This window comes from Paenibacillus sp. F024, assembly GCF_057814255.1.
Window position 1 is genome coordinate 193,155 of sequence record NZ_JBVASZ010000003.1, and the last position, 26,626, is coordinate 219,780.

Annotated in this window: 22 protein-coding genes; all 22 read left to right on the forward strand. The window is 50.6% G+C overall.

Annotation, left to right across the window (positions count from 1 at the left end; translation table 11 throughout):
- The first annotated feature begins 88 nt into the window (after positions 1 to 88).
- Complete coding sequence (locus tag ACZYR9_RS06010; protein ID WP_488977561.1) at positions 89 to 1,195, forward strand: XdhC family protein; 1,107 nt, start codon at positions 89 to 91, stop codon at positions 1,193 to 1,195.
- Complete coding sequence (locus ACZYR9_RS06015; protein WP_488977562.1) at positions 1,192 to 1,797, forward strand: nucleotidyltransferase family protein; 606 nt, start codon at positions 1,192 to 1,194, stop codon at positions 1,795 to 1,797. Before ACZYR9_RS06010 ends, ACZYR9_RS06015 begins: the two co-directional genes overlap by 4 nt.
- Positions 1,794 to 4,232: a xanthine dehydrogenase family protein molybdopterin-binding subunit gene (locus ACZYR9_RS06020; RefSeq protein WP_488977563.1), complete on the forward strand. Its 2,439-nt coding sequence runs from the start codon at positions 1,794 to 1,796 to the stop codon at positions 4,230 to 4,232. Before ACZYR9_RS06015 ends, ACZYR9_RS06020 begins: the two co-directional genes overlap by 4 nt.
- Entirely contained in the window at positions 4,229 to 4,684 is a 456-nt protein-coding gene (locus ACZYR9_RS06025; RefSeq protein ID WP_488977564.1) for an SRPBCC family protein, read from the forward strand. The genes ACZYR9_RS06020 and ACZYR9_RS06025 overlap by 4 nt, the downstream gene beginning before the upstream one ends.
- A 53-nt stretch (positions 4,685 to 4,737) precedes the next feature.
- Positions 4,738 to 5,622 carry an FAD binding domain-containing protein gene (locus ACZYR9_RS06030; protein WP_488977565.1) on the forward strand — a complete coding sequence of 295 codons (885 nt, stop codon included), beginning with the start codon at positions 4,738 to 4,740 and terminating at the stop codon, positions 5,620 to 5,622.
- Positions 5,619 to 6,143 (forward strand): (2Fe-2S)-binding protein, encoded by a 525-nt coding sequence (locus tag ACZYR9_RS06035; protein ID WP_488977566.1) that lies wholly within the window; start codon positions 5,619 to 5,621, stop codon positions 6,141 to 6,143. Before ACZYR9_RS06030 ends, ACZYR9_RS06035 begins: the two co-directional genes overlap by 4 nt.
- Positions 6,121 to 7,680 (forward strand): class I adenylate-forming enzyme family protein, encoded by a 1,560-nt coding sequence (locus tag ACZYR9_RS06040; protein WP_488977567.1) that lies wholly within the window; start codon positions 6,121 to 6,123, stop codon positions 7,678 to 7,680. The genes ACZYR9_RS06035 and ACZYR9_RS06040 overlap by 23 nt, the downstream gene beginning before the upstream one ends.
- Complete coding sequence (locus ACZYR9_RS06045) at positions 7,681 to 8,481, forward strand: enoyl-CoA hydratase/isomerase family protein (RefSeq protein WP_488977568.1); 801 nt, start codon at positions 7,681 to 7,683, stop codon at positions 8,479 to 8,481. It abuts the gene before it with no gap.
- An 87-nt stretch (positions 8,482 to 8,568) separates the two neighbouring features.
- Entirely contained in the window at positions 8,569 to 9,903 is a 1,335-nt protein-coding gene (locus tag ACZYR9_RS06050) for an MFS transporter (RefSeq protein WP_488977569.1), read from the forward strand.
- 42 nt (positions 9,904 to 9,945) lie between these two features.
- Positions 9,946 to 11,412 carry an aldehyde dehydrogenase family protein gene (locus ACZYR9_RS06055; RefSeq protein WP_488977570.1) on the forward strand — a complete coding sequence of 489 codons (1,467 nt, stop codon included), beginning with the start codon at positions 9,946 to 9,948 and terminating at the stop codon, positions 11,410 to 11,412.
- Between the two features lie 32 nt (positions 11,413 to 11,444).
- Positions 11,445 to 12,623, forward strand: coding sequence for an iron-containing alcohol dehydrogenase family protein (locus ACZYR9_RS06060; protein WP_488977571.1), 1,179 nt, complete (start codon positions 11,445 to 11,447; stop codon positions 12,621 to 12,623).
- A gap of 35 nt (positions 12,624 to 12,658) precedes the next feature.
- Positions 12,659 to 13,513 carry a R2-like ligand-binding oxidase gene (locus ACZYR9_RS06065; protein ID WP_488977572.1) on the forward strand — a complete coding sequence of 285 codons (855 nt, stop codon included), beginning with the start codon at positions 12,659 to 12,661 and terminating at the stop codon, positions 13,511 to 13,513.
- A gap of 39 nt (positions 13,514 to 13,552) precedes the next feature.
- Positions 13,553 to 14,947, forward strand: coding sequence for a UbiD family decarboxylase (locus ACZYR9_RS06070; protein ID WP_488977573.1), 1,395 nt, complete (start codon positions 13,553 to 13,555; stop codon positions 14,945 to 14,947).
- A 64-nt stretch (positions 14,948 to 15,011) separates the two neighbouring features.
- Positions 15,012 to 16,775, forward strand: coding sequence for an adenine deaminase C-terminal domain-containing protein (locus ACZYR9_RS06075; protein WP_488977574.1), 1,764 nt, complete (start codon positions 15,012 to 15,014; stop codon positions 16,773 to 16,775).
- Between the two features lie 217 nt (positions 16,776 to 16,992).
- A complete protein-coding gene (locus ACZYR9_RS06080) occupies positions 16,993 to 18,462 on the forward strand; it encodes an aldehyde dehydrogenase family protein (RefSeq protein ID WP_488977575.1) in 1,470 nt (489 codons plus the stop codon).
- A gap of 382 nt (positions 18,463 to 18,844) precedes the next feature.
- Positions 18,845 to 19,738, forward strand: coding sequence for an FAD binding domain-containing protein (locus ACZYR9_RS06085; protein WP_488977576.1), 894 nt, complete (start codon positions 18,845 to 18,847; stop codon positions 19,736 to 19,738).
- Positions 19,738 to 20,289: a (2Fe-2S)-binding protein gene (locus tag ACZYR9_RS06090; RefSeq protein ID WP_488977577.1), complete on the forward strand. Its 552-nt coding sequence runs from the start codon at positions 19,738 to 19,740 to the stop codon at positions 20,287 to 20,289. Before ACZYR9_RS06085 ends, ACZYR9_RS06090 begins: the two co-directional genes overlap by 1 nt.
- 40 nt (positions 20,290 to 20,329) lie before the next feature.
- Entirely contained in the window at positions 20,330 to 22,696 is a 2,367-nt protein-coding gene (locus ACZYR9_RS06095; RefSeq protein WP_488977578.1) for a xanthine dehydrogenase family protein molybdopterin-binding subunit, read from the forward strand.
- A gap of 133 nt (positions 22,697 to 22,829) precedes the next feature.
- Positions 22,830 to 23,267 carry an SRPBCC family protein gene (locus tag ACZYR9_RS06100; RefSeq protein ID WP_488977579.1) on the forward strand — a complete coding sequence of 146 codons (438 nt, stop codon included), beginning with the start codon at positions 22,830 to 22,832 and terminating at the stop codon, positions 23,265 to 23,267.
- 101 nt (positions 23,268 to 23,368) lie between these two features.
- Entirely contained in the window at positions 23,369 to 24,535 is a 1,167-nt protein-coding gene (locus ACZYR9_RS06105; protein WP_488977580.1) for an acyl-CoA dehydrogenase family protein, read from the forward strand.
- Between the two features lie 5 nt (positions 24,536 to 24,540).
- The gene (locus ACZYR9_RS06110; RefSeq protein ID WP_488977581.1) at positions 24,541 to 25,584 is read left to right on the forward strand and encodes an XdhC family protein; all 1,044 of its coding nucleotides are present in this window, start codon (positions 24,541 to 24,543) and stop codon (positions 25,582 to 25,584) included.
- A 35-nt stretch (positions 25,585 to 25,619) separates the two neighbouring features.
- Complete coding sequence (gene moaA, locus ACZYR9_RS06115) at positions 25,620 to 26,624, forward strand: GTP 3',8-cyclase MoaA (protein ID WP_488977600.1); 1,005 nt, start codon at positions 25,620 to 25,622, stop codon at positions 26,622 to 26,624.
- The last annotated feature ends 2 nt before the right edge of the window (positions 26,625 to 26,626 follow it).

Below are 26,626 nucleotides of genomic sequence, written 5' to 3' on the forward strand. Positions count from 1 at the left end.
TGAAACAATCACGAAACCATTCCCGCCTGATCTTTTTTATACTAAAGGTACGAACTTGAGAGTGACAACAAGCGAGGTGAAAAGACACATGGTCGAGATTTTGAAAGCGCTGCAGCAGTGTTGGATCAACAAGGAACGAGCCGTGTTAGCGACGATCGTGGATGTGGATGGTGCGGCATACCGGCGGGAAGGAGCAAGATGTCTCGTCCTGGAAAGCGGCAGTGTGATCGGAACGATCAGCGGCGGCTGTGTGGAAGGGGAACTGCTTGAGTACGCGCGGCAGGTGCTCGACGCGGGCGTTCCCCGGGAGATCCGTTATGATTTTAGGCTGGAAGGAGATCTGTTCTGGGGTTTGGGAGTGGGCTGCAACGGTGCGTTAACGATTTGGCTTCAGCCTTTTGACCCCTTGCATGATCCGAAACAAGCGCAGGAGCAGATCCAGGCGTTTGAAAAGCGAATGTCCTCTCTTCAAGAATATATATCAGGTCTTGTGCTGGAATCGAAAGATCCGGCACAAATTCCGGTGGGCTCTTACCTGACATTCCATCGCAGGGAAACGGAATGGGGTGCCCCTCTTCATTTATCGTCCGGGCTTTCGAACAATACGGTGAACGGCGTGGGTGTAAAGCTGTTTGTGGAAAGCGTAAAACCAAGACCTAGATTAGTTATATTTGGTGCCGGCTCGGATGCCGTTCCGCTGGTGGAGGGGGCCAAGAGACTTCACTGGCATGTAACCGTAGCGGACCACCGTCAGGAATTTCTCGATCAGCAGCATTTTGCGCAAGCGGATGAGCGTATGCTGACCTCCAGAAATCAATATTCGCAAATGTCTGTGACAAACGATGCTTTTGTCGTCGTGATGACGCACAACTATGAGCTGGACCGCATGCTGGTCCAATCGCTGCTCCCCGAAGTCATTTCCTATTTGGGGGTTTTGGGTTCCCGCCATCGGATCCAAAGCATGCTGGATGAGATTCGCTCGGAGCGAGGAGAATTCAACGAAGAGGAGCTGCAAAAGCTCCATTCTCCGGTCGGATTGGATATCGGAGCGGATTCGCCGGAGGAGATCGCTTTAAGCATTCTCTCCGAGCTGGTGTGTCGCAAGAACGCACGCGACGGCCAATCCCTTCGGCTGCGTAAGGAACCCTTGCATGAACGGCAGGCTGCCGACGGGCTTCTAGTGGTGAATTTATGAAGCCGTCGGTATGGGTAGTCCTCCTTGCCGCGGGCTACTCCAGACGTATGGGGACGCGGAAGCTGCTTCTCCCGATAGGGGAAGAGCCGATGCTCCGGTATGTGGCCCAAAAAGCGCTGCGAATCAAAGCCGCCGGAGTCGCGGTTGTCGTGAATGCCGAATTTCCCGAATTAGCGGAAGCCATCGAAGATTTGCCCTTGGTTGTCCTGTCTAATTCTGAGGCTGATCGGGGAATGAGCTCTTCCCTCCGATTGGCGATGGATTACCTAACACGGTTGTCGGCGGATGCCGGATGTGTTCTTTTGGCGGACCAGCCGGGAATCGATCCGTTCGTCGTCGAGCAGGTGCTGCTGGATTACGAGAAAAGCGGAGCACCGATTGTCCAGGCCGCGTACCAGGGCAAGCCGGGTCACCCTGTTTTGTTCAGCCGTACCGTATTCGATGAATTGCAGCAGATTACCGGTGATCAAGGCGGCCGGGAGCTGATCAAGAAATATGCGGAAGTACGGCGATTGGTTCATGTGCCGGCATCCGAGCCGGAAGATATCGATGTATATGAAGATTATGAGCGACTTAAGGAGAAGGGAGGCTTCGATCGATGAAACACAATCGAATCGGCCAGCCGATGTCCCGGGTAGAAGATGCCAGGCTTACTTCGGGGCATGGCACTTACATTGAAGATATGAATCCGCTTCCAAACATTCATCATGCGGCGATATTGCGCAGTCCTTATCCCCATGCAAGAATCAAGGCGATTCGCACGGAAAAGGCGGCGCAAATGCCGGGGGTGAAAGGGATTGTTACCGGCAGGGATATTGCAGCGATGACAGCGCCGTTTCCCGTAGGGGTTACCGTGCCGGTAAAGTACTATTCGCTGGCGGTCGAGAAAGTGCGGTTTGTAGGAGAGCCTGTCGCTGTTGTCGTAGCCAAAAACCGGTATTTGGCGGAGGATGCGCTTGAGGCGATTGAAGTCGAATATGAACCTCTGCAAGCCGTAGTGGATATTGAAGAAGCGTTGAAAGAGGATGCCACGCTGCTTCATGACGAGGTCGGCTCCAACATTGCCAATCATCGAACTTTCGATTACGGCGATGTGAATCAGGCCTTCGCTGAAGCGGATATGGTCATCAAGCATAAGTTTTTTTATCCGAAATACAGCGCCACTCCGGTAGAAACCTATGGGGTGATCGCCCATTACGAGCCGAGCGGCAATCACCTGACGATATGGTCCAATTTTCATGGGCCCTTCACGCTGCAATCAGTGATGGCGGCCGCGCTGCAAATGCCGAGCAATCATCTCCGGATCATCATTCCTAAGGATGTGGGAGGGAGCTACGGCATCAAGTCGGGGGTTTTCCCTTATATGGTCTTGATGGGAGTAGTCTCCAAAAAGCTCGGGCTGCCGGTCAAATGGATTGAAGACCGTCAGGAGCACCTGATGGCAAGCTCCAGCGGAACCGATAGGGTGACCTGGATTGAGGCGGCGGTGCGAAAGGACGGAACCGTGACAGGCTTGAAGATGAAAATGGTCGATAACGTAGGCGGTTATATCCGTGCTCCCGAGCCCGCTTGTTTGTATCGTACGCACTCCAACAGCACCGGAGCGTACCGGATTCAAAACTTGTTTATGGAAACGATCGCCGTGATGACCAACAAGTGCCCTACGGGTCTGATTCGGGGATATGGCGGTCAGCAGCTGTATTTTCCGCTGGAGCGGGTCATGCATATGGTTGCCGAGAAGCTTGGAATGGATCCTGCGGATGTCATCCGGCGGAATCTGATTCCAACGGAGGAATTCCCATATCATACCGCTTCCGGCGGCATATACGACAGCGGTGATTATGTTGCGGCTTTTGAAAAAGCGCTTGAGGGCGTCGGTTACGGGCGGTTTCGGGAGCGTCAGGCGAAAGCCCGGCAGGAGGGCAAATATCTGGGGATAGGATTGGCTTGTATCGTAGAGCCATCCGGATCAAATATGGGATATATTACCATTGCTCTTACTCCGGAGCAGCGGGCGAAGTCGCTGCCCAAATCGGGATGTGCCGAAGGAGCTACCGTGTCGATTGATCCAGCGGGGGGAATATCCGTTCGCATCAGTACGGCTCCAACGGGCCAAGGCCATGAGACGGTTGCGGCACAAATCGTTGGGGAAGTGCTGGGGGTAGATCCACGGACGGTTCGGGTCATCGCCGAGATGGATACCTTAACGAGTCCATGGTCGGTGGCATCGGGGAGCTATTCCAGCCGTTTTGCCCCAATTGGTTCGAGCGCAGTGTATCAGGCGGCTGGAAAGGTTCGCCAAAAATTGCTTGCTATTGCGGCCGATCAGATGAACAAGCCGGTAGAGGAACTGGATATTCAGAACGGAAAAGTGGTTGTCCTGGACGATCCGCAGCAGCAAATTTCATTGAAAAGACTTATCGGCTCGGCCCATTGGAACCCGCAGGGATTGCCGGCCGGGCTGGAGCCCGGGATACATGAGACCGCTTTCTACTCTATTCCGACGGCTCTTCCTCCGGATGAGAACGATCTGGTTAACGGTTCTGCCACCTACGGTTTTGTGGCTGATGCGGTCACCGTCGAGGTCGATGCGGAAACGGGAGAAGTGAAGATCCTTGATTATATGACGGTTCATGATGCGGGTAAGCTGCTGAATCCACTCATTGTCGACGGACAAATTATGGGGGGGCTGGCTCACGGGCTTGGCGGAGCATTATATGAAGAATTGGCATATGACCGAAACGGACATTTTCTTACAGGCAGCTTTATGGATTACTTGTGTCCGACGGCAACGGAGATGCCTAAGGTTACGATTGAGCATTACGAAACGGCATCCCCGTTAACACCGCTGGGGGCCAAAGGATTGGGCGAGGGTAACACCATGAGTGCCCCGGTTGTCATCGCCAATGCCGTTGCCGACGCGCTCTCGCCTTTGGGGATCTCGATTGACAGCTTGCCGTTGTCGCCGAATCGGATATGGTCGCTCATGCAGGAAGCACAAAAAGGGAAGAAGCAATTGAAGGAGGAACCGGTATGAACGGTAGTGGAGAAATTACTTTAAATGCGTCTATCGATCAAGTATGGAGCAAACTCATGGATCCGGAAGTGCTGGCAGAGTGCATCATGGGCTGCAAGAAGCTGGACCTGATAGAGGAAGGCAAATATCGTGCGGATCTAACCGTCGGCATTGCGGCGGTAAAGGGGAAATATGATGCGACGATCGCGCTGATGGATGTGCAGGCTCCTGCCAGCTACAAATTGGTAGTGCATGGGGAAGGCGGGCCGGGCTTTCTGGATGCGGAAGGACAGCTTCAGCTGACTTCTGTCGACGAAGGTAAAACGACGCTCTCCTACAGCTATAACGCAGAGGTTGGCGGGAAAGTGGCAGCGATCGGACAAAGAATGCTGGGCGGAGTCGCTAAGCTGATTATCAGCGATTTTTTCAAAAAGATGAAAAAGGAAATCGAAAATGACAAACAATCGGCGTAGGGACGGTTCTAAAACACAGAACACAAGCCTCGCTACGAGAGGAAGGGAAGGGTATGAAACCGGCATCCTTTGATTACTTCCGTCCCTCGACGGTGGAAGAAGCGTTTGAACTGCTGACCCAGTCCGGCGACGATGGGAAACTCATCGCCGGAGGACAGAGTCTTATACCGATTTTGAATATGCGGCTGTCCGCTCCGGGGTGCTTGATCGATATCAACGGATTGCAAGATCTGAGCTACATTCGGCAGGAAGCTGAATGGATCCGAATCGGCGCCATGACCCGGCAGCGGGAGGTGGAGAAATCGGGGCTGATTCGCGAGCTAAGCCCGCTCTTATCGGAGGCGGTACCGTTTATCGGCCATATGCAAACTCGTAACCGGGGTACCGTAGGCGGCAGCGTGGTCCATGCGGATCCGACGGCCGAGCTTCCTTTGTCGCTGCTGGCGCTGGACGCAAGGGCCGTGATCCAAAGCGCCGATGATATCAGGGAGGTGGAGCTGCGCGAGTTTTTCATCACTTATCTGACCACCGACATTATGCCCGGCGAGCTGCTTACGGAAGTGAAAATCCCGCTGAACGGGATGCCTAAGGGATACTCGTTTCAGGAGTACAGCCGGAGGCACGGCGACTTCGCCTTAGTGGCGGCCGCCTGTGTCATCGACACCGATGCCGAGGGACGAATCACAGCCGCACGGCTTGCATTGGGTGGAGTGGATGCCGTTCCGTTATTGGCGGAAGAGGCGACGGAGCTCCTCATAGGAGAGAAATTGACAGAAGCTTTATTGGAAGAAGCGGGAGCTGCGGCATCGGCACAGGTCGATCCGGAGGGCGATTTGCACGCATCCCGGGAGTATAGACTCCATTTAGCGGGTGTGTTTGCCAAGAAGGCCATGAGGGCCGCTTATCACCGAGCCATCGGAAAGGGGGGAGACGCATGATTCAAGCGTCCGCTAACGAGACGATAGAGGTCCGCGTAAACATTAACGGCAAGACCTATGCAGAGCGGGTGGAGCCTCGAAAGCTGCTGAGCGACTTCCTGCGGGAGGATTGCGGCTTAACCGGGACGCATATCGGCTGCGAGCATGGTGTCTGCGGAGCATGTACCGTTCTAGTTAACGGGTCTGCGGTCCGAAGCTGTCTGATGTTTGCCGTCCAAGCGGAAGGCACGGAGATTACGACCGTGGAAGGCTTGGCTAAAGACGGCCAGCCCACTCCTTTGCAGGAGGCATTCTCTGAATGCCACGCGCTGCAGTGCGGTTTTTGTACCCCTGGCATCCTCATGTCGTCTGTCGAATTCCTGGGTTCTCATTCCGACCCGACAACAGATGAGATTAAGGAAATGCTGTCAGGCCATTTATGCCGGTGTACCGGATATAAGGGAATTATTGAAGCAATCGAGAAAGAGGCAGTCAGACGAAAGGACGGTGGAAGCGTCAATGAATCTGGGGACACTGTTTGAATTTGCGGTGGAGAGGCATCCTCAGTTCGAAGCCCTGATGCAGGGGGATATCCGCTTTACCTATAAGGAAATCAATGTGGAAATCAATAAGGTAGCCTCCGCTTTGCAAGACATGGGGGTAGAACAGGGCGACCGGGTCGTCCTTGTTCTGAAAAACCGGTTCGAGATGGTGACGTTGTATTGGGCAGTACAAAAGCTTGGAGCCATCTTTACTCCGATCAATTTCCGCCTTTCCCAGGAGGAAATCAAGTACTGTGTGCAGGATGCGGATGCCAAAGCCGTTATCTATGAACCGATAAGCGAAAAAGCGGTATTGGAAGCGGTCAAGGAACTGAACGTTAAGAAAATCGGCGTGCAGGGTGCGCAGGGCGCCGATGTTACGTATGAAGAACTTAGGGATAAGGGATCGGGAAAACCGGTACAGCCGAAAATTCATGATGAAGACATCTGTCTCATGCTCTATACGTCAGGCACGACCGGGCGTCCCAAGGGAGTTCCGCGCAGCCACAAGAATGAGTACACGGCTGCAATCGCTCATATTATTCAAAACCGATATGAAGAACAGGAAAGCACCATAGGCGTCATGCCCTTGTACCATACCATGGGCATGCGTTCCCTCCTATCGATGGCTTTCCTGAACGGAAAGATGGCGATGATACCGGATTACAGCCCGCTAGCTGTTCTCGAGCTGATCGAAAAGGAAAAAATCAGCTGTGTGTATCTGGTACCAACCATATTCCATGATGTAGTATACCATAACGACTTTCAAAATTATAATCTTTCTTCGTTGAAGAAAGTCGGCTACGCCGGTGCGGCAATGACCGAAGTCCTGACCCAGGAAATTTTTAACAAGCTGAAGCCGGAGGTCTTTGTTAATCATTACGGCTCCTCCGAGGTTTACACATTCTCGTATTGCAATTATTTGAACAAAAAAGCGGGATGTGCGGGAAAGGCCGGATTTCATCAAAATCTGCGCGTCGTCGTTCCCGATCCGGAAGGCAACTCCACGCCTAACGATATCGTTCCCTACGGTGAGCCCGGGGAAATTATCGTCGATTTAAGAACGAGTGAAGCGTTCCAGGGGTACTGGAATCGCCCTGATGCCAACAAGAAGTCAATCCGCGACGGATGGTATTTCACGGGCGATATGGGAATGCTCGACGAAGACGGCGATCTGTTTGTGCTTGGACGTCTGGACGATACGATCATATCCGGCGGTGAGAATATTCATCCGCTGGAGGTGGAGGATGTCATTGCGAAGCATTCTAAGGTCGCTGAAGTGGCTGTAGCGGGGCTGCCGGATCCGCGGTTTGGAGAAATTGTTACCGCTTTCGTCGTACCCAAGGATCCTTCTCTGACGGTGGAGGAGCTCGACGATTACTGTAAAGAGAGCAATGAATTATCCAACTTTAAGCGCCCGAGAAAGTATGTATTGGTCTCCGCCATACCGAAGAGCCCCGTCGGGAAAATATTGCGCCGGAAGCTGAGAAGCGGGGAATATGAAGAACTATATTTAAAAAAGGAGAGTGCATCATAAATGGAACAGCAGAAACTAGGACAAATCGAGTGGGATCACATCCGTGTGGAAAAAAATCAGGAGCGCAAGACGGCAACCATCATTCTGGATCGTCCCGAAAAAATGAATACGCTCAGCTACATTGCACGATCCCATTTGAACCAAATCTTTGAGCAGTTAAACAAGGATGACGAAGTACGGGTCATTATTATCAAAGGCGAGGGAGACAAGGCGTTTACTTCCGGAGGCAATATCGCCGAGTTTATGGAGCGGTCCCCGGAGGAGCTTTCTGTACTGCACAAGAACGTGGCGGCTCCGGAACGTTCTCCTAAACCGGTTATCGCCCAGCTTCAGGGCTATACGTTTGGCGTAGGACTCGAGATCGCGATGGCTTGTGATTTCCGGGTTGCATCGGAAACGACGCAGTTGGCCTTGCCGGAGCTTAGATTGGGAATGATTCCGGGAAGCGGCGGTACGCAGCGAATCGCAAGAATCGCAGGACTGGGCCGGGCCAAAGACATGATTATGCGCGCACGCCGAATCCCTGCAGCAGAGGCTTACCAATGGGGACTTCTCACCTCGGTATCGCCGCAGGAAGAGCTGGAGGCTGCGGTGCAAAGCCTGGTGGATGAGCTGCTGGAGTTCTCTCCGTTGGCGCTCAGCACATTGAAAAAGGTGCTTAACGCTTCTCAGGAGGGTCCGCTCAGCAGCGGCCTGGAGATCGAAGGATATGCTTACGGAATGCTTAGAAGCACGGGGGATTTTAAAGAAGGCGTGGATGCGTTCTACAGTAAAAGAAAACCGAAATTCACCGGAAAGTAAGGTCTTGAAGCCTGCCGGGGGCGAATTCCTGCCCCCAAGGCTTAAGGGATGGCATGTATCATATACCCAATATCGGAGGGAAAAAAGATGTCGCTCGTTACTCAGGAAAATACCAACATCAATGCGCCGAAGGTTACGGTTAGCCGTCGCCAAATGATTAACGCTTCATTAGCTTCTCTTTTAGGCTGGTCGTTGGATTTGTTTGATTTGTTTATCCTGCTCTTTGTGGCGCCTGAGATCGGAAGATTGTTCTTCCCGACGAGTATACCGACACTTTCTTTGGCCGCCGTCTATGCTTCTTTTGCGATAACTTTGATCATGAGGCCGCTCGGTTCAGCTATTTTCGGCAACCTGGCGGACAGAACCGGCAGAAAGCGGGCCATGACTATCGCCGTAACCGGTGTCGGTATTTCGACCGCATTGTTCGGAGCTTTGCCTACCGTTTCGCAAATCGGGATTTTTGCAGCGGTACTGTTCATCATTCTGCGTTTGGTGCAGGGTATTTTTGTCGGCGGTGTCGTTGCATCCACGCATACGATCGGTACGGAGTCGGTTCCACCCAAGTATCGCGGCTTCATGTCAGGTCTGATCGGAGGCGGCGGAGCCGGTCTGGGCGCGCTGCTGGCTTCCATTGTGTACTTTATCGTATCGGCCATATTTCCGGGAGAGGCCTTCAGTGAATGGGGCTGGCGGGTTATGTTCTTTACGGGAATTCTCAGTTCCATCCTTGGCCTGTTTATTTTCAAATCGCTGGAGGAATCCCCCTATTTTGAACAGCTTAAGCAGGCACAAGGGGATGCCAAGCCTCAAAAAACACCTTCCCGCGTTGTATTTTCTCGTGACTACCGTTCCATTCTGCTTGTGAATGTGATGATAGTAGCAGGTGGCGGGACAGCATACTACTTAACCAGTGGCTACCTTCCTACTTTCCTCAAGATAATCAATAAGATACCGGCTGAAACCGCATCGATGATCCTCATGGGTGCCAGCGTGACCGCGATTATATCCGCTGTATTATTCGGCGCCCTCAGTGATTATATCGGACGCAAAAAGGTGTTTTTGATCATTGGCACAATCAATCTTGTGGCACTGCCTATTCTTTACAACCAACTGGCAAGCTCGACCAGCATTTCTTCGATTACAGCCTGTGTCTGGGCGCTGGCTTTCCTGGGCAATGCCGCCTATGCGCCGGTCCTCATCTTCCTGAACGAGCGCTTTCCTACAGCCATACGGTCTACAGGTACCGGACTTTCCTGGAATATGGGGTTTGCGGTTGGAGGCATTATGCCGACCTTCGTACAATTATCCAGCGGAACAACAGAAAACATTCCTGCTATGCTTGGCTATTTTACCATAGGCATTTTTATTATCTATCTGATTGGAAGCGTAATCATACCGGAAACCAAGGGAGAATTCAAGTAAACGGATCTGCAGCATAAAAATCCATACCGTGGGAGGGAGAGCATGTCTTCTTTAACCGAACAGAAGCCGGCTGTTTATTATAATTATGTCGGTGGCGAATGGACGGAATCCGCATCACGGGAAAGGCTGGAATCGCGAAATCCGGCTACCGGTGAACTGGTCGGCTATGCGCAGAAATCAACGGAAGCCGATATCCTGCAATCCATCGATTCCGTTTACGAGGCCTACCGCACAAGTGACTGGGGAATGAATCCGAAGCGCCGTTATGAAGCTTTATTAGGCTTGGCGCAGCAAATCGAAAGCAATCTGGAGCATTTGGCCCGGCTGATGACGATGGAACAGGGCAAACCGATCCGCGAGTCCCGTGTGGAGCTTACGGGGTGCGTGGATACGTTGAAATATTTTGCGGGCGCTGCCCGTACCGTATTCGGTCGCTCGGTACAGCTTGAGCCTTCGAATTTCGGCGTGATAGCCAAAGAGCCTATCGGCGTCGTAGGGATTATTTCGCCCTGGAACTGGCCGGCGCTGCTGATGATTCGGGAGCTGGCTCCCGCGTTGGCGGCAGGTAACGGGGTCATTGTCAAACCGGCGAGTCTTACGCCGATCATCTCCGTCGAAATTTTTAAGCTGATTGATCGGGTACCGCATTTCCCCAAAGGCATTGTCAGTATTGTGACGGGCCCCGGACAATCGATCGGCGCTGCCATGGGATCAAGTAAAAAAATAGATATGATCAGCTTTACGGGAGATACCTCTACCGGGAAGACGATCATGGAGCTGGCCACAAGCAACATCAAAAAACTGGCTTTGGAGCTTGGAGGCAAATCGCCGAATGTTGTGTTTGAGGATGCCAACCTGGATAAAGCGATACCGCTGATCGGACGTTCCATTTTTATTTCCGCCGGACAGATCTGTATGGCCGGTTCCAGACTGTTGGTTCAAGAATCGATTAAGGATGAGGTGCTATCCCGCTTGAAAAGCTATACCGAGAAGCTCTCGGTCGGTAACGGGCTGATGGAAGCTACGGATATGGGTCCTTTAGTTTCGCAAAGTCAGCTTGATTTAGTGAACGAGTACTGTGAAATCGGGCGCCGGGAAGGAAAAATCATTACAGGCGGCTACCGATTAACGGGTGGAGATTACGATAAAGGTTATTTCTACGCCCCTACGATCATTGACGATCTTCCATCAAGCTGCCGTGTCGTCCGGGAAGAAATTTTCGGTCCGGTTCTCGCGGTACAAACCTTTTCCGATGATGAGGAAGCTCTTGCCATGGCCAATGATACCGATTTTGGATTGTCAGCCGGGGTGTGGACGTCGAGCTTGAACCGGGCGATGCGGATGTCACGCGGAATTCAGGCCGGAACCGTGTGGGTCAACACCTACAACAAGAACTTTCCCGAGGCGGAATTCGGAGGCTACAAGCAAAGCGGCTTAGGGCGGACGCGGGGCGTTGACGGGTTGATGGAATACTGCGAAACCAAGCATATTCATTTTGAAATGGACTAAACCAATGGATTGCGAAAGGAGGCAGGACAACGGTGATCGGAAAGCTGGCAGTCGAACCGAAGGAATTTGAATTCTCGTTTCATCTTCCGACTTTAATTGAGTTCGGATACGGCAAGGCGGCGCGTCTTGGAGAAAGATTACTGCAGCTCGGGGTAAGAAAAGTATTTGTGGTCAGCGACAAAGGGGTAGAGTCGGCAGGCCTGCTTACCGCTATGACGGAATCGCTGCGGTCAGCCGGCATGACGTACGATATCTATACGGATGTCGAGCCCGATCCCAGTCTGGAGACGATTAACCGCGGGGCTGAGGCGTTCAGGACCCAACCGTATGATTGCATCGTTGCCGTCGGCGGGGGAAGCGCGATTGATGCCGCCAAAGGGCTCCGCGTGGTTGCGGCCAACGGAGGAAGCATCGGCGATTATGCCGGTGTAAATCGTATCCCTTCTGTGAGCCAAGTCCCTCTGATTGCCGTGCCGACCACTTCCGGTACGGGAAGTGAAGTGACCATCTTTGGCGTGTACTCGGATTGGCATAACAATGTGAAAGTGACCGTAACCAGCCAGCATATGGCTCCGACGATTGCTTTGGTTGATCCGGAGCTCACGATGAATCTTCCTGCAAGGATGACGGCGGCTTCAGGTATCGATGCTTTGGCGCACGGGATCGAAACCTTCTTTTCCGTAAGGGCCCGTCCGGCCTCCGATGCGCTGGCGATGCGGGCGATTGCCGCCGTCAATGCCAATCTGCGTCGCGCGGTACATGAGGGATCCGACATCGAGGCCCGCATCGGAATGTCCCATGGGAGCTTGCTCGCCGGCATGGCCTTCAATAACGGATTTTTGGGCTTGGCCCATGCGATAGGCAGCGCTCTGTCCGGACACTGTCACGTTCCGCACGGGATCGCGATCGGACTGCTGCTTCCTTCCGTAGTTGAATTTAACGCCTTCGTCCGTCCGGAAAAGGCGGCGACGATTGCCCAGCTGATGTCCAGCATATCCAATGGTACAGGTTCCAAAGTAGAAGGGGCCGCATCGGCTGTGGCTCATATGGTACGGGATATCGGGCTGCCTACCCAGCTTCGAGAGGTCGGAGTAACGGAAGAGAAGCTCACGGATATCGCCAAAGATTCATTCAAAAGCGGAATGATGAAGTTTAATCCTCGAACTCCGACGGAATCGGAAGTACTGGAGCTTTTACAACGCATATTCTAGTTTGGCTAATAACCAATATAGGGGGGCAGTTGATCATGAGTCAAAACGGAATGCAAGCCGAAAGCGAGGAGCTCATCCCAAGCCTTGACCGGTCAACGGATGAGGTGGCGTGGGATTTGTACCGCAAAGCGATCCGCTTTGGCACCTGGGACCCGGCCGCCATCGATCTGAGCCGGGACAAAGCTGATTTTGAGTCTCTTGATCCGGATCTTCAAGGCTATCTGATTCATTTTTGCACAGGTTTCCTGGATGCGGAGGAAAACGTGGCCTTAAAGTTCTGTCCGTGGATTATGCTCGGCTCCTCCACCGAGCAGCAGGCTTTTTTAAGCACCCAGCTGCTTGAGGAATTTAAGCATACGGAGTTTTTCATGCGTTATTTCAAAGAGGTATTTGGTCAGGAACGAATTCACGGCGTGAAAAACATTGTTCAGCAAAAGCTCGATGATCGGGTGAAATTGATGCTGGCGGCTCTTGAGCAGGAACCGGAGGACCGTGAGGCGGCTTTGGTCGAAGGGCTGACCCATTATCAAGGGATCATTGAAGGCGTTCAGGCCATGACCGGATATGAAGTGTTTGAAGCGGTATATGGAAGCAAAGGGCTGTTTCCGGGACTGGCGGAAGGATTCGCCCGCATTAAGGAAGATGAGGGCCGGCATGTCGGCTTCGGACTCCGCATGTTAAAGCTGTTCGCCCGCAATCCCGTTCATGCCAAGCGTATTCGCGCATTGTACGACGATTTTCTTCCGTACATTCTGATCCGTTATGATCAGCCGATCGTGGTCAACGGGCGGGAATATCCTACACCGCCTGAAGTCCGCGGTCGTGAGCGGTTAACCCGAATGTTCGAACGCCGTCTGAAGGATATATTCGGCAAGCCTGCTGCAGTGTAAGTCGTAAGGAAACATCAAGCAGGGGAGGAATCGTTCTTTATGAGGGCCAAGACGTTTCGCACATGGCTTGAGTATTTGGAATCCAAAGACCGTTTGGCGGTCATAGATAAAAAAGTCAGCCTGCAGTATGAAGCAGCGGCTGTTGCCAAAAAGCTTGACGGATTGAAAGCTGTGTATTTCTCATACGTAGAGGATTATACGATTCCGGTTGTATCGGGCATCTGTTCTACAAGGGAGGATTTTGCGGAAGCGTTGGAAACCGATCTCAACGGAGTTATTCCGAAGTTTACCCAGGCCGTTTCCTCTCCTCTTCCTTGCAGACCGGTGGATCACTCGGAAGCTCCCGTCAAAGAGAATATTATAAGGAAACATATCGATTTAATGAAAATGCTGCCGATTCCGGTTCATCATGAGAAGGATTCGGGAAATTACATTACGGCCGGATTGTTTATTGTGCGGGATCCGGTTACACGCAAACAGAACGTATCCATTCATCGTTTGCAGGTATCGGGAAAAGACAAACTGGGAGCCCTGCTGCTGCCCCGCCATACGCACCATTTATATAAACAAGCGGAGGAGGCCGGCAGGCCGTTGGAATGCGCCATCGTCATCGGAGTCGATCCGGTTACGCTGCTGGCTTCCCAAGCCAGCACTCCGTTTGGGGTGGATGAGCTGGAAATCGCCGGAGCGCTTCGCGGAGAGCCGTTGGAGGTCGTCCGATGTGAAACGGTCGATATCGATGTCCCGGCGTATGCGGAGATTGTGCTTGAGGGCAAAATCCTGCCTCACGTGCGCGAGCCGGAAGGCCCCTTCGGTGAATTCCCTAAATACTATGGTCCCCGCAGCGATAAGGAAGTCGTCCAAATTACTGCGGTGACACACCGTAACCATCCTATGTTTTACACAATCGTTCCTGCGGGCTATGAGCATCTGCTGCTTGGAGGCATTCCCCGGGAGGCAAGCCTGTTCCAGACGATCAGGCAAACCGTGCCGACAGTCAAGGCCGTCCATATGAGTGTCGGCGGAACCTGCCGTTACCATGCTATCGTTTCCATCAAAAAAAGAAATGAAGGGGAAGCCAAAAACGCGATGCTCGCCGCCTTTGCCAACAGCTTTGACATCAAGCATGTCGTTGTTGTGGATGAAGACGTAGACATTTTCAATATGGAGGAAGTGGAATGGGCCATCGCCACGCGTTTTCAGGCGGAAAGGGATCTGGTGGTCATCGATGGAGCGCAGGGCTCCAAGCTTGACCCCTCAACGGACGATGGATACGGATCGAAAATGGGACTGGACTGTACGGTTCCACTGAAAAGCGAGCCTATGCGGTACTTACGGGTTCGGATTCCCGGATTTGAGACCGTCCGGTTAGAGGACTATGTGAATTCTAAAGCGGGTATACGGTCGATTCATCTGGAGGCAAGGAACAGATAAAGGCTTGAACAGAACCGGCATTCGATTCCAGGCGGCCATCTCATCATGAAAAGAGGGAGAAATCATGAACAGCACTTTACGCCATTTGACGGAGGAAAAATTAAACGCATTGATTTCTGTCTCACGGTTCAGAGCACCGGCAACCGCTTGGATCAAGGGGGGCCAGGTTCTTAACATCTATACCGGTGAAATGGATGAGCGGCATGTGGCTATTTTTGAAGACCGCATCGCTTACGTAGGCGAGAAAGAGCCCTTGTGGGATGCGAATACTCAAGTGATCGAGGCGCAGGGATGTATTCTTGTCCCCGGATATATTGAACCTCATGCCCATTCATTTCATGTTTATAATCCGAAGTCGTTGGGGGAATATGCATTAGCCCGCGGAACGACAACGATACTGCATGATAATTTGCCCTTTTTTTTACAGCTTCGGCAGCATGAACTCGAAGGATTGATCGATATATTTGAGGATATGCCGGTCAAAAATTTTTGGTGGGCTCGTCTTGATCCGAGTGTCAGAGAACAGGAGATGGTGCAGCAGTTTACGGCAGACCGAATACAGAGAACGCTGCGGCACCCGTCAGTACTGCAAGCGGGCGAGCTTACCTTTTGGAAGGAAGCCATTGACGGCGACCCCTCGATGATCACCCGCATGTGGGAGGCGCGGCTTGCCGGCAAGCGCATCGAAACGCACAACCCCGGCGCATCCGTAGAGACTCTAAATGCCGTAGCTGCTGCGGGCGCGACCGGCTGTCACGAAAGTATTACTGCAGAAGAAGTGATGAGAAGAATTCGCCTAGGCTATTATGCAACCCTCCGTCATTCTTCGATCCGACCCGACTTGGGTGAATTGATCAAGGGCCTACTGGATTCCGGCTGCCGTTACTGGGATCGGATGATGTTAACAACCGACGGTTCGCCGCCTTTTTTCTTAGCTGCGGGCTTTACCGATGAATGTATACGGATTGCTATTGATGCGGGTTTGGACCCGGTGGACGCCTACCGGATGGCATCGCTGAATCCTGCCGTCTATTACGGTCTGGATCAGGATCTGGGAGGGATCAGTCCGGGACGGATTGCAGATATTGTCTTTTTGGAGGATCTCAACAATCCTACACCTGTGAAAGTGATGGCCGATGGACGGATCGCAGCGGAAAGGAAGGCGCTGACCACGCCCTTTCCCGAGGTGGACTGGAGCGCGTTTGGGTTCGAATCCATTGCTTACATGGGTCCATATGCTCAGCCGGAATGGTTTGACGTGCATCCGATGGAAGAAAAAACTCCGGTGATCGAGCTGGTCAATGCCGTGATCACTCGTAACCGATTGGAGCAGCTGACCGTTTTTGAAGGAAAAGTGAGCCTGACAGACTCACCGGGTTATGTATACGTCTCTCTCCTTGACCGCAGGGGAGAATGGATTACTGCGGGAGTGCTGAAGGGCTTTGGCGAAGTGGACGCCTTAGCCACCACCTATTCTATAACGGGCGATTTAATTGTTCTTGGCAGAGATCCGGTACAGATGGCCCAGGCGGCTAATCATGTCCTGGCGGGTCAAGGCGGGATTTGCGTGTATCATCGGGGGGAAATGCGGTTTGATTTGCCTTTACCCTTATTGGGAACGATGAGTCTGCTGGATATGGATGACTTAATTGCGGAAACAACACGATTGTTTAGGCTCCTTGGCGAAACGGGGTTTGGTTTTGCTGATCCGATTTATTCATTAGAATTTCTGTCCTCCACTCACTTGCCCAAGGTAAGGCTGACTTCCCAAGGAGTGGTCAACATAAACAATGGAGAAATTTTGCTCCCTTCCCGCAGATTACAATGAAATAACCGTCCTGAAAACGGAAGAGAACGTTTAAATTTTGATAGAGGGGGTGAAACGACGTGGTGGGATGCAGGACAGCATTGCTTTGGGAGGTGATGTCTATTCCATATTCACCTTGCGTTTGAGGACTATAAGTAAACCATCTGGATTATGTTCATGAGAATGATAGAAGCGTTATCGAGGGTGAAAAAATAAACTAAATGAGGAGTGAATCAGCATGTCAATGGTATCTCCCGTTAAATTATGGAATAAAGTATTTATCGGTGGCGAGTGGAAAGAAGGGTCTAGTGACCGGACTGTAGCAGTTACGAATAAATTCAGCGATGAAGTGATTACCGAGATTAAGCTTGCCAATAAACAGGACATTCATGAAGCCTATGAAGCGTCAAGGAAGGCTCAGGCAGAGTGGGCTCAGGTTTCGCCGCATGAGAAGGCCGCATTGATGGAAAAGGCTGCGGCACTCATTGCTGAACGCCAGGAAGAAATTGTAAAAATGCTTGTGGAAGAAAGCGGAAGCTCGCAATTAAAGGCAACGATTGAGGTAGGAGCTTCCATTGGCGATGTCAAAGAAGCGGCTAAGTATTGCTTCCAAATGAACGGCGAGATTCTTCCTTCTTTTATTCCGGGCAAGGAAAACCGCATTTATCGCAATCCGGTCGGCGTCGTCGGAGCGATCACACCTTGGAACTGGCCGTTTTATCTGAGTATCCGTGTAGTGGCCCCGGCCATCGCAACCGGGAACGGGATTGTATTAAAAGCAGACTCCCAAACTCCGATTACAGGCGGGCTTATGATTGCGAAAATATTTGAAGATGCGGGACTTCCCAAGGGATTATTCAGTGTAGTGGCATATGACCTGGAAGAAGTCGGCGACTACTTTGTAGAGCATCCGATTCCTAGAGTGATTTCATTTACGGGCTCCACAGCGGCAGGGAAAAAAGTGGCTGAAATTGCCGGTAAGAATCTGAAGAAGGTGGCTTTGGAGCTTGGCGGCAACAATGCCTTTATTATTCTTGACGATGCGAATGTGGATCAAGCCGTCGCTTCCGCAGCCTTCGGCAAATATTTGCATCAGGGCCAAATATGTATTGCCACGAACCGATTTATCGTGGACCGCAAAATCTATCCTGAATTTGTCACTAAGTTTAAAGAAGCAACTTTAAAAGTAAAAGCGGGAAATCCGGCCGAAGCCGATACGATTATCGGACCGATGATCAACAAAAAACAAATCGAAAAGGTCCAAAGCTTAATCCAACAAAGCCTCAGTGAAGGCGCTAAGCTTGAGCTTGAAGGCAAGGTCGTAGGAAACGTTATTGAGCCTTATATTCTTACCGACGTTACCAACGATATGGCTGCAGCCAAGACAGAGATCTTTGGTCCTGTAGCGGCCATTATTCCTGTAGACAGCGAGGAGGAAGCGATTCAAATCGCCAATGATTGCGATTTTGGATTAAGCGGCGCGGTACATTCCGGATCGATTGAGCGCGGGGTCAAAGTGGCGCAGCAAATTGTTACGGGTATGATTCACGTCAATGATCAGACCGTAAACGTGGAATCCCATATTCCGTTTGGCGGGGAAAAATCATCGGGTCTGGGCCGTTATTGCGGTGAATCGGCTTTGGAGGAGTTTACAACAGTAAAATGGATTTCTGTGCAGCAGGAGCCGCGGCAGTATCCGTTCTCGTAATGATGAGTTTTGGGTTTGAATAATTAGAGTTTATGATGGGGCTGTTGATGCAAGATCAACGGCCCTTTTTCATTCATAAAAAATGAAAAAAATACAAAATTAAGAAAAATATTACTTTCGTATTATACTAAAGAACAGAGAACTATTTTTTCATAATGTGAAAACGGTTTCATTGATATTAAATATCTGAATTGCTATACTATTCTTAACATTAAGGCAGCATAACAGACGAATTCCGGTTTGGAAGCAGTAAAAAATTTAATGTTGAAAACAAATGAATAAGAAAGGGTGATCCTTATGAGTCGAAGGAAGGGATGCTAAAGAGCTGTTGTACAGGATCAAAGATATAAACATCATTTTAAAATGAAGAGGTGAAACGTTTATGTATCCGGCACCAATATCTGAATATTTTGCTCCGTCATCTTTAGAGGAGTGTTTGGAGCTGTTGGATCAATACGGAAGCCAAGCGAAGATCATTGCCGGCGGTCAAAGCGTGCTGCCGATATTGAAGCTAAGAATGATGGAAGCTTCAGCCGTCATAGACATTAATAAAGTGATGGAAATACAGGAATTTGGCGAAAGATTCCGGGAACCGGAAAATCGGATTCTCAGAATCGGTTCATTAACCCGGCACAGAACGTTGGCCGCCCATCCGTTAGTGCTGTCCAAATATCCCATTATTTCTGATGCGGCAAGATACATAGGAGATGTACAGATCAGAAATAGAGGCACCATCGGCGGGAGTTTAGTTCACGCGGATCCGGCAGCTGATCTTCCGGTACCGATCCTAGTTCTGGACGGCACTCTCCGGGTTCGCTCCAAGGGCGGCGAGAGCATATATACTGCTGAGGATTTTTTCCTTGGTTTGATGATGACGGTTGTCGAGGATAATGAGCTTCTTGTATCCATTGATATTCCGTCCCCCGAGCCGGGATCAGGAGCGGCTTATAGTAAGCACGCCGTCGTATTTGGTGATTTTTCGGTGATTAGCGTGGGAGCCAGAGTCACTCTTCTTGACGATATTTGCCAATCTTCCCGAATCTACGTTGGCGGAGTGAATCCCCGTCCACAGCGTGCTGCCGGTACCGAAAAGTTCCTCGCCGGAAAAGCGATCACTTCACAGCTTCTGCAGGAAGCGGCGGACGTCCTGGCTCAAGAAATTGATGTGGAATCGGATATGCGGGCAACGGCTTCTTACCGAAAAGTTCTTCTTAAGGAATACGGGGTTAGTGTATTAACCAAAGCAGTCCGTAGAGCAAAGGGGGATGTCATTTAATGGCGAATTCAATACAAGGCATTCAAAAAGCCGGTACGGATGGAACAAAAACGGTTCAGGTCCGCGTGAATGGTCGAATCGTAGAGAAGCAAGTCCCGATCCGTATGCTGCTAGTGGATTTTTTACGGGAAGAATTAGGTTTTACAGGTACTCACGTGGGGTGCTCTGTAGAAGGAAGATGCGGAGCCTGTACCGTCGTGTTAGACGGAGAAGCCGTGAAATCTTGTTTAATGCTGGCTGTGCAGGTAGACGGCTCCAGCATTATGACGGTAGAAGGATTGGGAGAGGCCGATAACCTTCATCCTATTCAAGAAGGCTTCTGGGAAAAACATGGTCTGCAATGCGGCTTTTGCACACCCGGAATGATGATGTCAGCCTATAATCTATTGAAGGTTAATCCGCATCCTTCCGCTAACGAAATCAGAGAGGCATTGGTCGGAAACTTGTGCAGATGTACCGGTTATCAACACATTATCGAAGCGGTACAATATGCCGCCGATCGTTTAGCCTCTATGCCTAAAGAGGAACGCGAAAAATGGTTGGCTAATTAGGACAGGTTTACTATTCTCTATTAAGGAGAGGATTCGTTGTATGACTATAACTATATCTGAGACGAAATGGGTGGGACGGCCTATTCGTCGCCGTGAGGACCCTCGGTTATTGGTAGGCGAGGGAAAATATATTGCCGATTATACCGCCCCTGGAACAACCTATCTTCATGTGGTACGAAGCGTTCATGCGCATGCGCGAATTCGGAATATCGATATCAGCAAGGCGGAGAATTACCCTGGTGTGGTGGCGGTTGTGACCGGTGCCGAGGTTGCCGCAGCGATGAAGCCGATGCTCGTTCCATCCATCATACCTAATTTGGGCGGAGAGCTGCAGATCCCGACCGTTTATCCGCTGGCGATCGATAAAGTCCAATGGGTAGGGGACCCGATCGTGGCCGTGATCGCGGAAAGTAAATATATTGCGGAGGATGCGGCGCAGCTGGTAGAAATTGATTACGAACCCCTGCCTGCACTGACCAACCCGGAGGAAGCGCTCAAGCCTGACGCTCCGAGGCTTTATGACGATTGGAAAAACAATGTCCTTTGGCACGGTGTGCTTGCCAGCGGAGATGTGGATAAGGCATTTGAAGAAGCGGATTATGTACTTTCCGAACGGTTCTACGGACATCGTACAGGAGCGGCACCAATGGAAACGCGCGGGGCACTGGCCACCTATGACGGATTTTCAGGCTTGACCATTCATGTCAACTCGCAGCGGCCGCATATTCTGCGGATGGCCATATCGCAGATTATGAATATTCCTCATCATAAAGTGCGTGTTATTGCTCCTAAGGATGTTGGCGGAGCCTTTGGTACCAAAGCCCCTGTATATCGGGAAGAACTTCTCATCAGTTATTTGGCGCTAAAATTAAAAAGACCTGTCAAATGGGTCGAAAACCGAATGGAAAGCTTGATGACCATCGGACATGAACGTGACCAAATTCATAACCTGGAGATTGCTGTTCGTAAGGATGGTAAAATTCTGGGCCTTAGAAATCGTATGATCGCGGATATTGGGGATGGAAGAATCGGAGTGTACTTGGGATTTGTCATGGCATGGTTAGGCGCAGCATATTTAACGAACTCTTATGAAATTCCGAGTGTGCACATCGATCTGTCTTGTGTAGTAACCAACAAGCCCTCATTAACGCCCAGTAGGGCATTCGGGGAATTCCCTGCCCGATTTGCAATGGATTATGCTATGCATTTGGCAGCGAGAGAACTCAAGCTGGATCCCCGTCAAGTGTTTGAAATGAACATTATTAAGAAATTTCCTCATGTCACAGCTACGGGAATCACTCATGACAGCGGAGATTATGAAGGCGCTTTCAAGAAACTGTTGGAACACCTCGATTATGACCGGGTGAAAGAGGAGCAAAAAGAAGCACGGAAGAACGGCCGTTTAATCGGTGTCGGTTTTGCTATGGGCTGTGAAATGTCCGGCTTAGGCTCACAAATCTTTGTGCCGATGGAAAATCAACCGGGATATGGGGCTGCTACAATCAAGATTGATGCTCATGGCATGGTTCAGGTATTTGAAGGGGATTCCCCTCAGGGGCAAGGTCATGAGACGACGATTGCGCAAGCCGTGGCCGATGAACTTGGAGTTACCATGGACGATGTTTATATCAGTTATGGCGATACGTTTGGAACTCCCTTCGCTTCGGGAACCTTAGGAAACCGGGGAGCGTCATATACGGTTAGTGCCGCAGTTCTCGCTTGCCGGAAAATAAAACCGAAAATCCAAAGAATTGCTGCCCATCTCCTGGGAGTAGAGGCTGCACCGGAAGACTTTATTTTTGCCAATGGGGAGGTCATTTGGACCAAAGAACCAAGCAAAAAAATAAAGCTTCGGGAGATCGCAGATGCGGCGATACTAGGTCCAACCAAACTCCCGCCGGGAATGGAGGCCGGCTTGGAAGCTACCGCTTACTTCGAGGCCGATATTGCCGGGATGTTAAGCATTGGCGTACATGGGGCCGTTGTGGAGGTAAACCCTGAAACAGGCAATTATAAGATTTTACGTTATGTCGTTGTAGACGATTGCGGTGTCCCGATCAATCCGATGATCGTCCGCGGGCAAGTCCATGGCGGAGTGGTGATGGGAATAGGCAACACCCGATATGAAAAGTACGCATTTGATGAAGCAGGTCAGCCTTTATCTACGACATTAATGGAATATCATATGCCATCCTCCGCCGATGTTCCCGATATCGAAATGATCGAGTTTAATGTTCCGACGCCTTATACTCCTTTGGGCACAAAAGGGAAGGGAGAGGGAATTCCGGGACCAGTTCCGGCGACCTTAGCCAGTGCGATTACCGATGCAATTGATCGTCCGGGCTTTAAGCTTCTGAATTTACCTTTGACAGCGGAATCGATTTGGCGCACGTTAAATCAAAAGTAAAAGGATATTTCTCACGCAAATTCTTTCTTATAATGATAGCATGGATAAGTTTTCAGCGAAGCTGAATCATTCGAAAGGTCTTCGATCAGAATCTTTTCTTACAATAAGCGCTACTTAAGGAGAGTGGAATGGGATGAAAGTGTCCGGTACCTATGAGCTTCCGACCAATTCGGCTGCGGCTTATCAACTGCTTACCGATCCAGAGGTTCTGGTACGAACCATGCCGGGCCTGAAATCGCTGCAATCCATTGGCGATAATAAATACAATGCGGAGCTGGAAGTTGGAATCAAGATGGTGAAAGGGCGTTACAAAGGGACGGTACAACTGGTTGATGCGGTTGAAGGAGACCGGTTTCGGTTAATTATGGAAGGCCAGGGACCCTTAGGATTTGTGCAGCAGGATATGCTGATTAAGCTCGAGCAGATTGGAGAATGTCAAACCAATGTCATATGTGAGGGAGAGGCTACGGTCGGGGGAGTCATTGCCGGGATCGGACAGCGGATGATGTCGGGTGTAGCCAGTTTATTAATGGGGCAATTTTTTAGCGCAATGAAGAAAGAAGCAAGTTAAGACCAATAATACAAGTTAATTTCATGCGCACCAAAATCGCTGGAAGACTGCTTTACAGCGGTTTTGGTGTAATTTTTCAATAGGGGAAGGAGGGGAGGAAGGTGGGACAGCAGCATAGGGTATGCAAAGACTTATTGGGTACTGCGAAAGACCTCGCTGAGTTCATTCGAAAACAAGTTGCACAAGAGGCAGATAAGGAGCGGATCCTGCTGAAGGTTTGGCCGCAGCTTGTAAAGGCCGGATTTCACCGTTTGTTGATGGATACCCGTTTTGGAGGACTGGGGCTGGATCTGAGAATTTACTTGCAGGCGGTAAGACGATTAGCTTACGGAGACGGAGCGCTAGCCTTAGCAGTGCATGTTCATAATGTTGCGGTGTATATGATGTATGAATTGGGAAGGAAAACATTCCAGCATCGCTTAAAGACATGGCTGGATGAGGCAAACCTCTTTGCGCTTGCCCGGTCTGAAGAGGGAAGGGACTACAGGTATGATTTTTCTACACGAATAACTCAAAGCCGTTCCTCGATGGTTCTTAGCGGACAAAAGGATTATTGTACCCTTGCAGGCCTAGCTGATTACTATGTCGTTTTTGCGCAAACGGAGTTGAGCGAACCATCTATGAATTCTTTACAGCTGTGCTTGGTCAACGGGAAGGATCCCGCCGTTGAAGTGATCAAATCCAACGGTCTGGAATCGATGGCTGCTTCCTCCACCTATAGTGTCCGGTTTACATCTTATGAACTATCTCCGGCTGAGCTAGTTGGGCGGCCTGGAGCGATTATGGATTTAATCCATCCCGATATTCTCCCCCTTGGAATATGCGCGATCAACCTCGGCATGGCCGAGTTAGGAATAGAGCTTTTTGTGGAGAAGCAAAGACAGCACTGCGTTGACAAAAATGAAGATGCCGAAGTTATGAGATGGCTAGGTCATATCGATGTCCTGTCACATAGCACACAATTATTACTGGATGTGTCCATAAACTCCCGGCCCGGGTCAGAGGCCGGTTCCGGCATTTGTTTAAGACGGGCCAAGGCAGCCTCCGATCTGTTGATTCAGGATGTGACCGAAGGGGCAATCCGCTACTTGGGCATGGATGGAATTAAGGCGCCCAATTCTTTTATCTATTTAAGAAATAATGCGTATGCCACCCGGCTATTGCCGCCAAATACACGAAAGTGCTTGTCGACGCTCGGTTCCGAACTTATCAAGCAAGCTGTTGAACCAGGCATATCGTATGAAAATATATTCATGTCAGAGGAGTAACGACTATGAATGATGCTTACCGGATTTTAAGGAAAATGAAAGAAAAGAATCAACAGCAATTTGCCATGGCGACGATCATTGCTGTGGACGGTTCAACATACCGCCACCCGGGAGCAAAAATGTTAATCGGGGAAGACGGCAGTCAATATGGGACGATCAGCGCAGGCTGTTTAGAAGAAGATTTAGCTTACCATGCCCGCGAGGTCATGACCCATCGCCAGCCCAAAACGGTCATTTATGATTTAAGGTCGGAGGACGATTTGTCATGGGGACAGGGAGCCGGCTGCAATGGGAGCATCGAGGTTTATGTTGAGCCTAATGAATGGGGATATATACCTCCATATCACAATCAACCCATATGGCTCAAAGTGGAATCGGTTCTGAACAACGGCAGCAGGGTTGCGAGCGCTAAACGTATAAGTGACGATGCGGAGAAAAGAGTGCATTTATTTTATTCGGACGACGGGGCGGTTCTTGGGGAGGCGGAAGCAGACTTGAAGGAGAAGATCTTGCCGGAGTTAAAGAGGTTTTTAATCAGCGGCAAGAAGATACAATTAGTACGTCCGGCTGACGCTGAAGGCGAATTCTTATTGGAATTGTACGAACCCAGAGAGCAGCTATACATATTTGGAGCGGGGCCTGATGTAGAACCTATAGTCAGACTAGCCTCTCACTTGGATTTCTATATTACCATTATCGACCCCAAAAGCAGTCGCTGCAACGCAGACATTTTTCCAACGGCGGATCAATGGATACCTGAGCATCCGGAAGCTTATCTGCAAAAAAATAAAATACCTAAAGCAAGCTATGTGCTTATTATGACGCACAGCTTTCAGCGTGATCAAACCATTTTGCGTCATTTGATTTCAACCCCGCCTCAATATCTAGGGGTATTGGGGCCCAGACTTAGAACTACTCGTCTCCTGTCGCCTGATCCCTTACCCGATTGGGTTCATTCCCCAATAGGTTTAGGCATCGGAGCGGAAGGGCCTGAAGAGATTAGTGTCAGCATCATGGCCGAGCTGCTAAAAATCAAAAATAAAAAATAACATGAGGGGGAGAGAAGGTGGCTCTAATCGGCAAAATGACAGACACGCTGCGGCGTCCTCTTCGTGATTTGCGAATTTCTGTGACCGACCGGTGCAATTTCCGCTGCCGTTATTGTATGCCGGAAGAGCTATTTGGTCCCGACCATCGATTTCTTCAAAAGGACCAATGGCTTGGATTTGAGGACATTGCTCGTTTGGCTCGCATTTTCGTATCGCTCGGCGTGGAGAAAATTCGTATCACGGGCGGTGAACCGCTGCTGCGTAAAGATCTGCCCCGTTTAATCCGGATGCTTCGGTCGATTGAAGGTTTAATCGACGTTACCTTAACCACCAACGGTTCGCTGCTTGCAAAACATGCGAGGGAGCTAAAGGATGAGGGCCTTGAGCGGATCAATGTAAGTCTGGATAGCATAGACGAAACCCGATTCGGCCAAATGAACGGAGGTCGCTGCGATGTCCAAACGGTGGTTAAAGGGATCGAAGCCGCTTCTAAGGCTGGTATTAAAGTGAAAGTGAACATGGTCGTCATTAAAGGGATCAATGATCAGGACATCGTACCTATGGCCCGTTTTTTCCGCGGGACGGGGCATATTTTACGCTTTATTGAGTTTATGGATGTCGGGAACAGCAACGGCTGGAATCTGAAGCGGGTGGTGACCAAGCAAGAAATCCTTGAACGCATCCATGCCGAAATGCCCTTACAACGAATGCCCTCCGCTTATTTGGGAGAAGTGGCCGACCGCTACCGCTATGAGGGTACAAATGAAGAGATCGGCATTATTTCTTCCGTCACGGATTCCTTTTGCTCCACCTGCACCAGGGCCCGCCTATCGGCGGACGGTCACCTGTACACGTGTCTGTTTGCCTCAGAGGGAACGGATCTTCGTTCGCTGATTCAATCCGGTGCAGAGGATAAAAAAATACGGCGGTTGATTAGGGAAGTATGGGGCGGCCGTCGGGATCGTTACTCCGATGAACGGCTTCTCCATACCCCAAGCCCGGAAAGAAAAAAGATCGAGATGTCCTATATTGGAGGTTGAAG

Coding starts and splice junctions, on each gene's coding strand:
- ACZYR9_RS06035 (WP_488977566.1), top strand. CDS start 5,619: ATGATTCAAGCGTCCGCTAACGAGACGATAGAGGTCCGCGTAAACATT.
- ACZYR9_RS06030 (WP_488977565.1), top strand. CDS start 4,738: ATGAAACCGGCATCCTTTGATTACTTCCGTCCCTCGACGGTGGAAGAA.
- ACZYR9_RS06070 (WP_488977573.1), top strand. CDS start 13,553: ATGAGGGCCAAGACGTTTCGCACATGGCTTGAGTATTTGGAATCCAAA.
- ACZYR9_RS06020 (WP_488977563.1), top strand. CDS start 1,794: ATGAAACACAATCGAATCGGCCAGCCGATGTCCCGGGTAGAAGATGCC.
- ACZYR9_RS06080 (WP_488977575.1), top strand. CDS start 16,993: ATGTCAATGGTATCTCCCGTTAAATTATGGAATAAAGTATTTATCGGT.
- ACZYR9_RS06050 (WP_488977569.1), top strand. CDS start 8,569: ATGTCGCTCGTTACTCAGGAAAATACCAACATCAATGCGCCGAAGGTT.
- ACZYR9_RS06090 (WP_488977577.1), top strand. CDS start 19,738: ATGGCGAATTCAATACAAGGCATTCAAAAAGCCGGTACGGATGGAACA.
- ACZYR9_RS06095 (WP_488977578.1), top strand. CDS start 20,330: ATGACTATAACTATATCTGAGACGAAATGGGTGGGACGGCCTATTCGT.
- ACZYR9_RS06110 (WP_488977581.1), top strand. CDS start 24,541: ATGAATGATGCTTACCGGATTTTAAGGAAAATGAAAGAAAAGAATCAA.
- ACZYR9_RS06010 (WP_488977561.1), top strand. CDS start 89: ATGGTCGAGATTTTGAAAGCGCTGCAGCAGTGTTGGATCAACAAGGAA.
- ACZYR9_RS06015 (WP_488977562.1), top strand. CDS start 1,192: ATGAAGCCGTCGGTATGGGTAGTCCTCCTTGCCGCGGGCTACTCCAGA.
- ACZYR9_RS06025 (WP_488977564.1), top strand. CDS start 4,229: ATGAACGGTAGTGGAGAAATTACTTTAAATGCGTCTATCGATCAAGTA.
- ACZYR9_RS06055 (WP_488977570.1), top strand. CDS start 9,946: ATGTCTTCTTTAACCGAACAGAAGCCGGCTGTTTATTATAATTATGTC.
- ACZYR9_RS06040 (WP_488977567.1), top strand. CDS start 6,121: ATGAATCTGGGGACACTGTTTGAATTTGCGGTGGAGAGGCATCCTCAG.
- ACZYR9_RS06045 (WP_488977568.1), top strand. CDS start 7,681: ATGGAACAGCAGAAACTAGGACAAATCGAGTGGGATCACATCCGTGTG.
- ACZYR9_RS06075 (WP_488977574.1), top strand. CDS start 15,012: ATGAACAGCACTTTACGCCATTTGACGGAGGAAAAATTAAACGCATTG.
- ACZYR9_RS06065 (WP_488977572.1), top strand. CDS start 12,659: ATGAGTCAAAACGGAATGCAAGCCGAAAGCGAGGAGCTCATCCCAAGC.
- moaA (WP_488977600.1), top strand. CDS start 25,620: ATGACAGACACGCTGCGGCGTCCTCTTCGTGATTTGCGAATTTCTGTG.
- ACZYR9_RS06100 (WP_488977579.1), top strand. CDS start 22,830: ATGAAAGTGTCCGGTACCTATGAGCTTCCGACCAATTCGGCTGCGGCT.
- ACZYR9_RS06085 (WP_488977576.1), top strand. CDS start 18,845: ATGTATCCGGCACCAATATCTGAATATTTTGCTCCGTCATCTTTAGAG.